The organism is Streptomyces sp. NPDC003038 (assembly GCF_040611115.1).
Taxonomy (GTDB): domain Bacteria; phylum Actinomycetota; class Actinomycetes; order Streptomycetales; family Streptomycetaceae; genus Streptomyces.
Genome location: NZ_JBEXNN010000039.1, coordinates 41,393 through 54,210, shown reverse-complemented (window position 1 = coordinate 54,210; position 12,818 = coordinate 41,393). Strand labels below are relative to the sequence as shown.

The window sequence follows — 12,818 nt, the reverse complement described above, 5'->3', positions numbered from 1 at the left end:
TGTGAACTTTCAAGCGAATGCAAGGCAGACCCCAGGAGCATGCAAGGTGCGGCGGCCGGCCGGCCGGATCCGCCGCCCCGGGGAGCGGTTCCACCGGCGGCAGGCGCACGAAGGACGGTTTGACGGACGGGCGTCTCGGGGCGCGCTCGGGCTCGGCCGCCACGGGGTGTTGCCGGCCGGCCGGCCGGGACGTCGCGCGGCGCATCCTGGCTCTCAGACGGAGCGCGAGCACACCGGCGACGCCGATCAGGCACAGCGCGTAGGCCGCCGTCACAGCCGGGCCGCCGGGGCGGCCCGCCTTCAGGCCGTGCACCAGCGACGCGCCCCAGGCGGGGTACGCGCCGAAGTGCAGGACCCGCCACCACAGGGAGCGGTTCTCGGTGGCGAAGACGCTGCGCACCGCGCCGGACGCCGCCACCGTCACGAAGAGGTATCCGGCCAGCGTGCCGAGGCCGATGAGCACGGGCCGGTCGCGGTCGGCGAAGGGCAGGACCGCCGAAGCAGCGGTGGTCTGACCCTGCGCGACCTTGACCCAGATGTGGAGGGCCAGAAATCCCAGCCCGGACACCGCCAGGCCGCGGTGCACGCCCTGGGCGAGCAGCCGGTGGCCCGACCAGAGCAGGACCCGGTCGGTGGCCAGCAGCCCCCACAGGACGGTGGCGGTGAGCGAGACGAGCGAGAGCACGCCCGCTGCGAAGTCCAGGAAGTCCCAGACACGGGTGAAGGCGCCCGCCCGGGCCGTCACGGCGGCGGCCACGAGGACCGCGGCGCCGGCGCAGATCGCGCCGGGCCGCAGCCTTCCGGCGACGGGCAGGAGGGAGGGCTGCCGGACGGCACGCCGTCCGGCAGGCGGAGCCACCGCCGCTGCTGCGTGACGGCTCCTGCGGCGGGCTCTGTGCGAGCGGGGCATGTGCGGCTGGGGCAGGGGCATCCAGTTCTCCTGTGCGCCTGGGCTCCGAGCACTCCACCTGGCGCTCGGCACCCGGGGATCGTGGTCGGCAGTGCCCCGGGGCGCTGTGCAACTCCTGCGCCGGACGAGGCAGTTAGGGGCCGGAGTGCAGAAGCATCGTGGAGCCGCACAGCAGCTCCACAGGATTTATCGAAACGTGATAATTTCTCGCACCGCGTCTCCGGCACGTCGAACAACACCGGAAGATTCCCCTCCAGCGGGGGTTGCGACAGGCCGCCGCGCCGCCTGCCACCTACGCGTTCCCGACGGCAAAAATGAGGCAAAGCCGCCGGAGCGTATGGGGCCGGACCCCTCAAGGAGGGAGTACGAGGGTCTGAACTCGTCTGTCCGACAAGGTCGTTGGCGAGACGGCCGACTCCGGCGCGCTCGTTGCTCTCCCATCGGACAGGCCTCACCCCGGCATGAACGAGGAAACGATGTGCGAACTTCTGAACCGCATCTGGTCCCGCCCCCGAGGCGAGTGGACCCGCGTCCTGCGCAGGGAGCTCCCAGCGCTGGCCGACGAGATAGTGGAGGAACTTCTGCATGGAATTCCGGGATTTTCCGCACTCATCGATGACAACGATGCCATTGATGAGGAATTGGTCAGGCACACGGTAGAGAAGGCCCTTCTCACCGCTCTCGGCTATCGGCATCCGGACGAACGGGACGCCCGCGGCGACCACCCCGGCCCCGGCAAGGACCAGGGGCGGTGCCTGGACCAGGCACCGGCTGGGGAGGAGGACGTGCGCCGGAACAAGGACGGGAGAGACGGGAGCGGGAGAGACGGGAGCGGGAGGGACGGGAGCGGCAGGGTGGACGAGGGCGGTCAGGGCCATGAGAGCGAGGTCAGGCACGACGGCAGGCGCGAAGGCACCCGCGACGACGTCCGCGAGGTCGTACGGGAGGACGGTCCCGGAGCCGCACGCGATGGCGGACACGGTGGTGGGCACTGGGACGGGCACGGCGGGCACGGTGGGCAGAGCGCGCACGGCGGAGACCGGCAGGAGCCTGCCCCACCGCCGCCCGACCGGACGCGTCAGGACCTGTTCAAGGAGCTCACCGACGACAGGGCCGCCTCGGAAGGTTCCCTCACCGAGCTGGCGGAGGCGGCCGGCTGGCCCCTCCCGGCGGCCGTACGGGCCGTCGTACTCCCCACCCCCGGTGAGACGCAGCAGCTGGCGGCCGTACTGGACGACGCCCTCGTCGGCATGTTCGCGGGCCGGCCCTGCCTGCTGGTCCCGAGCCCCGACCCGGACGCCCGGGCCCCGCTGGAACTCCCGCTGCGCGGTCGCCTGGCGGCCGTCGGCCACGCGGTTCCGCTGAGGGACACCGCGTCCTCCCTTCGCTGGGCACTGCGCCTGCTCGCCCTCACCCCCGCCCGCCAAGGCCTGGAGGCCCGGCCCGTCTTCGTCGACGACCACCTCTCCACCCTGTTGCTCCTCCAGGACGAACCCCTCGCCCACGCGCTGGCCGCCCGATGGCTGCGGCCGTTGGCGGACCTGACCCCGCGCCAGAGCGAACGGCTGGAGGTGACCCTGCTCGCCTGGCTCGAAGGCGGGGGCGCCCCCGAGGCGGCGAAGGCGTTGAGCGTGCATCCTCAGACCGTGCGCTACCGCATGCGGCAACTGGAGAAGCTCTTCGGACCCGGGCTGCGTGATCCCCGTACCCGGTTCGAGCTGGAGATGGCCTTGCGCAGCCGCCGGCTGATGGCGCAGGTACGGCTTCAGCATTCGCGGGCGGGCCGCAGGGCGGGGCGCGTCGTCACGGCGGACTTCACGCCGCTGGTCGTGGGGAGGATGGCCCGCGTCAACGGCCTCTGACCTCCGGTTCTCGGACCCCCGGCATTCCGGCCCGGCCCCGCTCGCGCGGGACCGGGCCGGGCCGTTCGTACGAGCCCCCCCCGCGAGGTGCCCGGACGGACGCGGAGAGAGGCCTGGCGCAGCCCTTCCCGGGCCCGGAAAGCGAGAAGCCACCACGCTCGGCGTGATGACAGGTCGCGGACGTCTACGGGGTGCGGTGTTGGCCCGAAGTCGGCTCCGGGCCAACACCTTCCCGTGACCGGGCGCATGCGAGGGGGAGGGGGCGCCCGGCCCGGGAGCAGGTGATCCGTCACCGTGTCGGTGCGGAGGTCAGCGGCAGGTGCGCCCGCCGTTGATGCAGTCCACGGCCTCGGCCATCAGGCCGGTCGACATGACGTTGATGAAGTCGTCGTGGTCGGTGACCGGCTTGTGCAGCTGTTCGGGGAAGCTGTCGACGGCGAACCGGGCACCCGGTGAGACGCCGTACGTGAGCCGCTGGACCAGTTGCGGAATGGCGGTGAAGCCCCTCGGGCAACGGCCTGCCCGGTCCGGGAAGGCCACGTGGGTGCGGTGGTTGGCGCTGTCGGTGTTCCGGCCGTCCCAGCAGCTCTGGAAGGTGAAGGTGCGGACCACGTCGCTGCCCTTGGGGCAGATCGGGTACTTGTCCTTCAGCTGGCGGTCCTCGAAGCCGGTGCAGCTCCACGAGGCGTTGGCATTGGCATTGCCGTTGGTGAAGGCCTTCGCGTCACCGGTGATGATGCGCAGGAAGCGGGGCATGGCCTTCACCGGGCCGACGGGACTCCCCTTGAAGGTGGTCGTCACCTGCTTCGGCCGCAGGATGGTGCCGACATTGGCGTCCTGGCCGCCACCGGGCGCCTTGGCGTCCCGCTCCGCCCTGCCGTCGCGCAGCCGCAGCACCGGCCAGTAGTAGCTGGACTGGTCGCCGTTGCTGCAGGTGGTGCCCGCGGCGGCGAGGCTGCCGTTGGTGGAGAAGGCGTCGGTGGACTTGTTGCCCACGTAGTCGTGCATGTGGTGCGCGCCGTTGGAGACGCCGGGCGCCACGATGACGTTGTCCGGGTTGAAGTGGCCGTTCTCGTTGCGGCCGCACTCAGAGCTGAAGGATCCCGAGGAGGCCCCGGACGAGCGCGCGGGAGTGCGGACGTTGGGCCGGACCTGGGTGATCGACACGAAGTCGCTCCGGGCCGGACCGCCCTTCTGCCCGAAGGCATCGGCGGCGACCGAGTCACCGGCACTCTTGGCGGCGACGCCGTTCGAGCCACCGTCCTCGCTCTCGTCCTCGCCTTCTTCCGTGCTCTGGTCCGCAGCGGGAGTCTCCTTCATCTCGCAGCCGCTCAAGGACTCCAGCCCTTGCGGAGGAGCCCCGGACTTTCCTATGGCCTCGGACACGCGGGCGATGGTCTTGGCGCGCTGGTCCTTGAGCCCGCCGAGGAGTGCGTCTCCCCTCGCCTCGCCGGAGGCCAGCCGCCGGTAGGCGTCCGCCACTTGGACGTCCAGCTGGGCGAGGTTCTCGTCGACCTCGGCCCGGGCCTGGTCGGGGACGGCGGTGAGCCGGTCACCCACGTCGGGGCAGTCTATGGTGGCCGTCACCTCTGCCGGGCGGTCCCTGTCCTGACCGGCGGACGCGTTGCCGGCGACGACGGCTACCCCGCCGCCGCCGAGCAGCAGAGCGGAGACCGTGGCCAGGAGCTTCTTCGACAGCCGGGGGCGTTTGTGGCCCTGTTGACTCATGCGATCACTTCACTTCGTCGATCGGACATCGGAGGGGGCACGATCCAGTGGCGGGACCGAAGGGGCGGCGGGAGCGGGTGTCGGGTCGGCAAGTGCGTCGAAGTCGACCAGCCCGCTGTCCTCGAGGACCGTGATGTGGTCCAGGACCGTGGAGTTGGCGGAGGTGGCGAGAGCGCGGACCTTGGAATTGCGGGTCTGCGCCCGCACCTGGGCCACGAGGGTGAACACCTTTCCGTGCGCTCGGCGCAGCAGCTGGATGAACAGCCGCTCGTAGTCGGCGCCCTGGGCGCGGGTCAACTGGCCCAGCCAGTCCCGCTGCTGCGCGTTGGGCTGGTTGGGCAGGTCGATGCCGAGGGCCTGGCCGACCTGTATGACCTGCTGGTCCAGGTCGGTGTGCCCGTCGACGAGGTGTTCCCCGGCCGTACGCACCGAGGCGCGAGTACCGCGCTGCTGGGCCTGCCGCCCTGCGGGCAGCTCCCAGAGCCCGGCGAGCCGTACCTTCCGCAGGAAGTCGCGGTCCGTGGGAGTCAGCGGCCCGTACGCCGTACTCATGATCCCGGCGCCGTCGTCGTCGGGCGCCGGGCCCGAGACCGTGGCCGAAGCCCGGCCCCCGAATCTCTCCACGGGGATCAGCAGGGCGATCAACGTGACGGCAAGGGCGGTGATGACGAAACCGCTACCGATCGTGTATCTCGTGGCCACCGACAAGCCGCTGACGGATCGCCGCCGGAATGACAGCACAGTGCCTCCTAGCTCCGTGGGACGGGAGGGATGCGGGTGCGAGGGACCGCGGTGCCGTGCGGTGCACACCCGCATTCCCGGAGTGCCACGGGACGCTAGTGCCCCGCACGGTGCCGGCACCGCAGGACCATCACCATCGGATAAACATCCGGGTGGGTCCTCGAACAGCTGGTACCTTTCCGCGCCCGGCCCCTGTCGTCGTCGAGGCCGTGGACCGTCGCGGGGATCCTCAGTTGGCGGCGGCCCGGAAGCCCCGCAGTCGCAGGCTGTTGCCGACGACGAAGACGGAGGAGAAGGCCATGGCCGCTCCGGCGATCATCGGGTTGAGGAGCCCGGCCGCGGCGAGCGGAAGGGCGGCCACGTTGTAGGCGAAGGCCCAGAACAAGTTCGAGCGGATGGTGCCGAGCGTCTTGCGGGAGAGGCGGATGGCGTCGGCCGCGGCCCGCAGGTCACCCCGTACGAGGGTCAGGTCACTGGCCTCGATCGCGGCGTCCGTACCGGTGCCCATCGCCAGGCCCAGGTCGGCCTGGGCGAGGGCGGCCGCGTCGTTGACGCCGTCGCCGACCATGGCGACGCTGCGGCCCTCGGCCTGGAGCCTCTTGACGACGTCGACCTTGTCCTGGGGCATGACCTCCGCGATGACCTCGTCGATCCCGACTTCGGCGGCGACGGATTCGGCGACGGCTCTGTTGTCACCGGTGAGCAGGATCGGCGTGAGGCCCAGGGCGCGAAGGCGCCGGATGGCCTCCGGGCTGGTCTCCTTGACCGCGTCCGCGACCTCCAGGACCGCTCGGGCCTCGCCGTCCCAGGCCACCGCGATGGCGGTGCGGCCGGCGGCTTCGGCCTCCGCCTGGGCGCGTGCCAGCGGCACGGGCAGCCGCATCGCCCACTCGGTGAGCAGCCTCTCGCGGCCGACGAGGACGGCGTGGCCGTCGACGACGCCCTGGACGCCGAGCCCGGGAATGTTGGCGAAGTCCTCGGGAGTGGGCAGCGCACCGACCTTGGCGGCCGCCCCCGCGGCGACGGCCTGCGCGATGGGGTGCTCGGAGGCGTGCTCCAGGGCTCCCGCGAGGCGGAGTACTTCGGACTCGTCCGTGCCGTCCGCCGTGTGCACCTTCAGCAGGGTCATCCGGCCCGTGGTCACCGTTCCGGTCTTGTCCAGGACGATGGTGTCGACCTTGCGGGTGGTCTCCAGGACCTCCGGTCCCTTGATGAGGATGCCGAGCTGGGCGCCGCGGCCGGTGCCGACCATGAGGGCGGTCGGCGTGGCCAGTCCCAGGGCGCAGGGGCAGGCGATGATCAGTACGGCGACGGCGGCGGTGAAGGCGGCCGCGAGGCCGGAGCCGGTACCGAGCCAGAAGCCGAGCGTGGCGAGGGCGAGCGCGATGACGACCGGCACGAACACCGCGGAGATCTTGTCGGCGAGGCGCTGGGCCGCGGCCTTGCCGTTCTGCGCGTCCTCGACCAGCTTGGCCATCCGGGCCAGCTGCGTGTCGGAGCCGACCCGCGTGGCCTCGACGATCAGGCGGCCCCCGGCGTTGAGGGTGGCGCCGGTGACGGAGTCCCCGAGGGAGACCTCGACGGGGACGGACTCACCGGTGAGCAGGGAGGCGTCCACGGCGGAGGAGCCCTCGACGACGGTGCCGTCGGTGGCGATCTTCTCGCCGGGCCGTACCAGGAAGCGGTCGCCCACCCGCAAGTCGCCCGTCGGCACGGTGACTTCACGGCCGTCCCGCAGCACCGTGACGTCCTTGGCGCCCAGTTCCATCAGCGCCTTGAGGGCGGCGCCGGCCTTGCGCTTGGACCGGGCCTCGAAGTAACGGCCGGCCAGGATGAAGGCGGTGACTCCGGCCGCCGCCTCCAGGTAGATGTTCCCGGCACCGTCGCTGCGGGCGATGGTGAACTCGAAGGCGTGGGTCATGCCCGGCGTGCCGGCCGTGCCGAAGAACAGCGCCCACAGCGACCACAAGAACGCCGCCGTCGTGCCCACCGAGATCAAGGTGTCCATCGTGGCCGCGCCGTGCTTGGCGTTGGTCCAGGCGGCGCGGTGGAAGGGCCAGGCGGCGTACGTGACGACGGGCGCGGCCAGGGTCAGCGAGAGCCACTGCCAGTAATCGATCTGCAGGGCCGGAATCATGGCCATGGCGATGACCGGCAGGGCCAGCGAGACGGCTGTGACGAGCCGTTGGCGCAGGGAGCGCAGTTCGTCGTGCTCCTGCGGCTCGTCCGGCTCCCCGGCGCCGGACGAGCCGTCCGTACGGGCGGGTGCCGGCTCGTGCGCCGTGTAGCCGGTCGCTTCGACGGTGGCGATCAGGTCCGTGACGGAGACGCCGGCGTCGAAGGTGACCTTGGCCTTCTCGGTGGCGTAGTTGACGGTCGCCTCGACGCCGTCCATGCGGTTGAGCTTCTTCTCGATGCGGGCCGCGCACGAGGCGCAGGTCATGCCGCCGATGGCGAGCTCGACCTGGGCGGCGCCGGGAGTGAGGGTGGTCATGAGTGCTGCTCCTCGTTCGAGCGCGGGTGGTGGCCGGGGCCCGGTGGACGGACGGGCCCCGGCGGCCGGGTGGGTCGGGGTCGGGGTGGGACCAGGGGAGTCGGGCGGAGTATCAGGCTCGGCCGGTCAGCTCGTAGCCGGCGTCGTCGACAGCCGCGGTGATCGCGGCATCGTCGGGGGCGCCGGCGGTGGTCACGGTGACCAGGCCGCCGTCCACGTCCACGTCGACGGACAGGACCCGGTCGAGCGCGCTGACGGACGTGGTGATGGCCGTCTTGCAGTGTCCGCAGGTCATGCCGGACACGCGGTAGACGGTGACGCTGCTGTCGACGACCGCCGTGGCGGTCGTGGAGGCGGGGGCGTTCGTGCCGCAGCTGCGGTGAGGCGTACAGCAGGAAGACATGAGCTTCTCCTTGATCGATCGGTCCTGCATACCCACAGGGGGTATAGCTCGATGACCTAGATATACCCCCGGGCGGTACGCGTCCGCAAGGGTTTCCCGCGCTTGACTTGATACCCCTGGGGGGTATGCTCGATCCATAGAACCGCTGGATGCGGCCCTACGTAGTACGGGAGAGCAGCCATGAACACCGGAGTGAAGATCACCGCCTTCGCGGCCACGCTCGCCGCGGCCTTCGGGGCCGCATACGGGGTCGGGGCGGGCGTGGGGCCCGTAGGCGCACCGGCGAAGACGGAACACGCCGGCCGCGCGGCACCGGCGTCGACCGAAGCGGGCGCCGGACACGGGGGCCACGAGAAGACCGCTCAGGGACCGGCGGCCGGAGGCCTCCAGGTCTCCGAGGGCGGCTACACGCTGAGCCTGGACACCCCGCGGATCGCCGCAGGACCGGCTGAGCTGAGATTCTCGATCAAGGACGCGGCGGGCCGCAAGGTCACGGCCTACAAGACCGAGCACGGCAAGGAACTGCATTTCATCGTCGCCTCACGCGACCTCACCGTCTACCGCCACCTGCACCCGGTGCGTGGGGCCGACGGGACGTGGTCGACACCGGTGGACCTGCCGGCGGCCGGCGCGTACAAGGCCTTCGCCGACTTCGCCCCTGCGGCGGAGGGCGCGAAGGGCGTCACCCTCGGCGCGGACCTGTCGGTACCCGGTGCGTACGCGCCGAACCCGATGCCGGCGGCCGCGAGGACCGCGGAGGCCGATGGCTATCAGGTCGCCCTGGGCGGCACCCTCGACGCCGGCAAGGCGGGCGAGCTCACGCTCACCGTCAGCAAGGACGGCAAGCCGGTCACGAACCTAGAGCCGTACCTCGGGGCGTACGGCCACCTCGTCGCCCTGCGCGACGGAGACCTCGCCTACCTGCACGTCCACCCCAACGAGGGCGGCCCCGGGCCGGACGTCTCCTTCACGGCGACGGCCCCCAGCGTGGGGACCTACCGGCTCTTCCTGGACTTCCAGCACGAGGGCAAGGTCCGGACGGCAGCCTTCACGGTCCGGGCGGGCGGCTCCGCCGCCCCTGCCGCGGACACCGAGACCGGCACCGGCACCGCCACGGAGGACCCGAGCGGACACGCCCACTGACGAGGGCGGGGCCGGTCAGCCCCCGGCGGTGGCCGCCGGGGGCTGAACTCCGCTCCTGCGCGGTCGTCATGGCCCTTCGGTCAGACGGCCATCGACTCAGGATCCGGTTCGCGCGCGGGCGGCGTGAGCCGGCCGCTGCGGTGCAGCCCGTACAAGGCGGCGGCGCAGCCCAGGCCGAGGGCGGCGAGCGCCAGCCATGGCAGGCCGGACATCCCGGCCGCGCGAGCCGCGTCCAGCGCCGCACCGGTGAGCAGGTTGCCCAGTGCGATGCCGACACCGCAGATGGTGTTGTACAAGCCGTAATGCGTGGCGACCAGGCGTTCGCCCGAGAGCCGGACGATCGTGTCCATCTCGAAGGGGTAGGCGATCATGGTTCCCAGCGCCAGCAGCAGGGCGGACAGCGACGACGGCACGGCGGCCAGCAGCCACAGCGCCGGTCCGCGAGCCGGCACGGGCACCGTTGTCGCCGCCAGCAGGGGCAGGAAGGCCGCCCCCATCGTCAGCAGCCCCCAGGTGAGGGCTCTGCCCGGCTCCATCCGGGCCTTGCACCAGGCGGTGATCCGCGTCTGGAAGAGGATGGTGCTCAGCCCCGATACGGCGAACAGGGCCGCCACCGCTGCCGTGCCGAACCGGCCGTCCCCGCCCAGGCGACGGACCTCCAGAGGCAGTGCCAGGTAGACCTGGAAGGTCATGACGTACGAACCGATCATGGCCACCGAGAACAGCAGGAACGGGCGGTTGGCCAGGATGCCGCGCCACTGGGCGAACACGCCCTCCCGGCTGCCGTCCTTCCGCCGCACCGCCTCGTCGCCACGTCGTGAGGGCAGTGCCCGGATCTGCACGAGACTCAGGACCGCGAAGATCCCTGCCGCTACGAGGCACGTGATGCGAAAGTCGAAGCCCGTCAGGACCATGCCCACCAGGGGACCCAGCAGGATGCCCGCCTGGTAGAAGACGTTGAACAGGGCAAAGGCCTCGACTCGTCGTTCGCCGGCGTCCGCGGCCAGGTACGCCCGGGTGGCCGGGTTGAACAGGGCCCCGGCCAGACCGGTCGCGGTGGAGGCGGCGATCAGCGCGGGGACGGACTCGACCAGCCCGAGGGTCGCGAAGCCCGCGACACGCAGCACGAGCCCGGCAATGATCATCGGCTTGTAACCGAGGCGGTCGGCCAGCGTCCCGCCGATCAGGAACATGCCCTGCTGGCTGAAGTTGCGTACCCCGAGGATCAGCCCGACCGTCCAGCCCGCGAGCCCCAGCGGCCCGGACAGGTGGGTGGCCAGATAGGGCATGAGCATGTAGAAACCCAGGTTGATGGAGAACTGGTTCACCATCAGCAGCTGGACGCTGCGCTCGTACGAACGGACCTGTGCGATGCCGCCCCTCATCAGGCCCGCTCCTGCGAGAGGGCCGCGCTGCGCGGCGCGGGCGCGTCGGTCCCCTGGGCCGGGGCGCGCAGCGTGAGCGGATCGACCACGGTCGCGCAGCGGGTCCAGCGGCCGACCTCCTTCTCGTCCAGACTGCCGATCACGTCGGGTTCGGTAGCGGGAGGGGAGCCGAGCAGGCCGTGGGCGGCGCAGTAGTCGTCGTCGTACACGGTGCCGAGATAGCGCTGCGGGCCGTCAGGGAAGACCGCCGCGATACGGGTCTCCTCGGCCATGACGCGCGAGAGCCATCCGGCCACGAGGGCGACGGCGCCGACACTCCATCCGCCGGTGGCGTAGTGGGACGCCGCGAGCCGGCGGCAGGCCCACACCGCTTCCGCCGGGGCCACCCAGTGCACCTCGGAGAACTGCTCGTAGGCGACGTTACGGGGGTAGATGCTCGACCCGAGCCCGCGCATCAGCCGGGTCCTGGCGGGTTGGCCGAAGATGGTCGAGCCGACCGTGTCCACCCCGACCAGGGTCAGATCGGGGTACCACTGCCGGAGTACGCGCGAGACGCCGGCCGAGTGCCCTCCCGTGCCCACACTGCACACCAGGACGTCGATGTGGCCCATCTCCGTGGCGAGTTCGCGGGCCAGGGGTGTGTAGGCCGTGGCGTTGTCGGGGTTGTTGTACTGGTCCGGGCACCAGGAACCGGGGTACTGCGCCATCAGCTGGGTGACCCGGTCCCGGCGGGCCTGCTGCCAACCGCCCGTCGGGTGCGGTTCGGAGACGATGTTGACCTGGGCTCCGTAGGCGGTCAACAGCCGGGTCATGGATCTCTCCAGGCCCGGGTCGGTGACCAGGGTGACCGGGTGCCCGTACACCATGCCGGCCAGTGCCAGCCCGAGACCGAGGGTGCCGCTCGTGGACTCGATGATCCGGCCCTCCGGCATCAGGTCACCTCGGGCCCGGGCCCGTTCGACCATGTGAAGACCGGGGCGGTCCTTGATGCCGCCGGGGTTGAAGCCCTCGAGCTTCGCCCAGAAGCCGCGTCCTGCCGTGGAGAGTGGCTCGGACACGCGCAGCAGGGGAGTGTTTCCGACCAGGCCGGACAGGGCGCTGCGGCGGTCGGGGGGCGTGACGTCGGTGGTCGAAGGATGCATGGATCCGCTCTCGTCGATGATGCGTCATGGACTCGCTCATGCGCATGCCGTCTCGCCGGCGGGTCGGAGCCCGACGGACGGCATGGTCAGCCGGAGGGAACGGCTGCACGGGAGCGGTCTAGATGCGCCAACGGCACACGCTGGTGAGCGTGGAGCGGCCGGAGTGGGCTATCGGTTCTTCGTCCGGCCCGGGAAGTGCGCCGGGATCCACCGACGGGGGCTTGCCAACGGCGGCAAGGGGAAGCGCGGCGGCGTCCCCCGCGGTGGGGTGGCGTTCACTCGGGGCTTGGGGAGCCAGCCCCGGGGAGGCACAAGCGGAGCCGTGATCCTGATCCGGATGCGGTAGTTCTGCCGGCTCAGCCGACACCGCGAGGGACGGGGCGGCCGGCCGGTGTGCGGGACCGTCGCCGAGGAGGAAGGACGAGCAGTGGACGGCCGCGAACAGCAGTGCGCTCACCACGACCACGAGGAGGCCGGCCGGCCAAGGGGAGCCCTGGCGAGCCGATCGTTCGCGGGGATTGCGTGGCACAGTTCCTCCGTGCGGCAAGCGACTCCTCGGCTCGAAGCGGGAGGAGCGGCAAGGGAAGGTCGCCCTCGTTCGGCACCTCAGTGCCCACGCTCTCGAACATAGCGCCCTTCCAGCGCGGCCATGGGGATTTCAAGACACGGTGGTGCGGATCCCGCACGGCCGGACGGGTGCTGCGACTCGCCGCCTCCACGGGCCGCAGAGGGCTCCTGCCTGGCCTCTGTCGTGGCCGGGGCCGGCCGGGCGAGGGCGACGGCCTCCCGGCTGGCCTCCTCGGCACTCAAGACGTGCACGACCAGGTCCGTCTCCTCCGGGGCGGCCGGCACGGGCACCGTCTCGTAGTCCGAGGTGAGCAGTCCGGCCTCCGGGTGACGCAGCCGCTTGCGCCCCGCTCCGCGCACCACGACCTCGCCGGTGGCCCAGATTCGCCGGAACTCGTCGCTCTGCGCCGACAGTCCGGTGATGAGCGCGGTCAGCTGACCGC

The 12,818-nt window shown here is 71.5% G+C and carries 10 protein-coding genes; 2 read left to right on the top strand and 8 right to left on the bottom strand.

The genetic code is table 11. The features are described 5' to 3' along the window. The coding region (locus ABZX75_RS30525) for a hypothetical protein (RefSeq protein WP_355416187.1) at positions 1-931 on the bottom strand (931 nt) is incomplete at its 3' end. Between the two features lie 833 nt (positions 932-1,764). On the opposite strand from ABZX75_RS30525, the gene ABZX75_RS30520 reads away from it, so the two are divergent. After that, a complete protein-coding gene (locus tag ABZX75_RS30520) occupies positions 1,765-2,772 on the top strand; it encodes a helix-turn-helix domain-containing protein (RefSeq protein WP_355416185.1) in 1,008 nt (335 codons plus the stop codon). A gap of 309 nt (positions 2,773-3,081) precedes the next feature. On the opposite strand, the gene ABZX75_RS30515 is transcribed toward ABZX75_RS30520, so the two are convergent. The 4 genes from ABZX75_RS30515 to ABZX75_RS30500 all read right to left on the bottom strand — a co-directional run bounded on the left by ABZX75_RS30515 (position 3,082) and on the right by ABZX75_RS30500 (position 8,138). Further along, positions 3,082-4,500 (bottom strand): DUF1996 domain-containing protein, encoded by a 1,419-nt coding sequence (locus tag ABZX75_RS30515; RefSeq protein ID WP_355416183.1) that lies wholly within the window; start codon positions 4,498-4,500, stop codon positions 3,082-3,084. Positions 4,501-4,509: 9 nt separating this feature from the next. Further along, complete coding sequence (locus tag ABZX75_RS30510; RefSeq protein WP_355416181.1) at positions 4,510-5,202, bottom strand: DUF4142 domain-containing protein; 693 nt, start codon at positions 5,200-5,202, stop codon at positions 4,510-4,512. 268 nt (positions 5,203-5,470) lie between these two features. Further along, a complete protein-coding gene (locus ABZX75_RS30505; RefSeq protein ID WP_355416179.1) occupies positions 5,471-7,735 on the bottom strand; it encodes a heavy metal translocating P-type ATPase in 2,265 nt (754 codons plus the stop codon). Between the two features lie 112 nt (positions 7,736-7,847). Next, positions 7,848-8,138, bottom strand: coding sequence for a heavy-metal-associated domain-containing protein (locus tag ABZX75_RS30500; protein ID WP_355416199.1), 291 nt, complete (start codon positions 8,136-8,138; stop codon positions 7,848-7,850). 180 nt (positions 8,139-8,318) lie between these two features. On the opposite strand from ABZX75_RS30500, the gene ABZX75_RS30495 reads away from it, so the two are divergent. Then, positions 8,319-9,281 (top strand): hypothetical protein, encoded by a 963-nt coding sequence (locus ABZX75_RS30495; protein ID WP_355416177.1) that lies wholly within the window; start codon positions 8,319-8,321, stop codon positions 9,279-9,281. Between the two features lie 80 nt (positions 9,282-9,361). On the opposite strand, the gene ABZX75_RS30490 is transcribed toward ABZX75_RS30495, so the two are convergent. The 3 genes from ABZX75_RS30490 to ABZX75_RS30480 all read right to left on the bottom strand — a co-directional run bounded on the left by ABZX75_RS30490 (position 9,362) and on the right by ABZX75_RS30480 (position 12,810). Beyond that, complete coding sequence (locus tag ABZX75_RS30490; protein WP_355416175.1) at positions 9,362-10,666, bottom strand: MFS transporter; 1,305 nt, start codon at positions 10,664-10,666, stop codon at positions 9,362-9,364. Next, positions 10,666-11,808 (bottom strand): PLP-dependent cysteine synthase family protein, encoded by a 1,143-nt coding sequence (locus ABZX75_RS30485; RefSeq protein WP_355416173.1) that lies wholly within the window; start codon positions 11,806-11,808, stop codon positions 10,666-10,668. The genes ABZX75_RS30490 and ABZX75_RS30485 overlap by 1 nt, the downstream gene beginning before the upstream one ends. A gap of 606 nt (positions 11,809-12,414) precedes the next feature. Next, positions 12,415-12,810 carry a hypothetical protein gene (locus tag ABZX75_RS30480; protein WP_355416197.1) on the bottom strand — a complete coding sequence of 132 codons (396 nt, stop codon included), beginning with the start codon at positions 12,808-12,810 and terminating at the stop codon, positions 12,415-12,417. Positions 12,811-12,818: the final 8 nt, after the last annotated feature.

Bases quoted from the DNA above. Each gene is read 5' to 3' on its own strand.
- ABZX75_RS30495 (WP_355416177.1), top strand. From the start codon at position 8,319: ATGAACACCGGAGTGAAGATCACCGCCTTCGCGGCCACGCTCGCCGCG.
- ABZX75_RS30505 (WP_355416179.1), bottom strand. From the start codon at position 7,735: ATGACCACCCTCACTCCCGGCGCCGCCCAGGTCGAGCTCGCCATCGGC.
- ABZX75_RS30485 (WP_355416173.1), bottom strand. From the start codon at position 11,808: ATGCATCCTTCGACCACCGACGTCACGCCCCCCGACCGCCGCAGCGCC.
- ABZX75_RS30490 (WP_355416175.1), bottom strand. From the start codon at position 10,666: ATGAGGGGCGGCATCGCACAGGTCCGTTCGTACGAGCGCAGCGTCCAG.
- ABZX75_RS30515 (WP_355416183.1), bottom strand. From the start codon at position 4,500: ATGAGTCAACAGGGCCACAAACGCCCCCGGCTGTCGAAGAAGCTCCTG.
- ABZX75_RS30500 (WP_355416199.1), bottom strand. From the start codon at position 8,138: ATGTCTTCCTGCTGTACGCCTCACCGCAGCTGCGGCACGAACGCCCCC.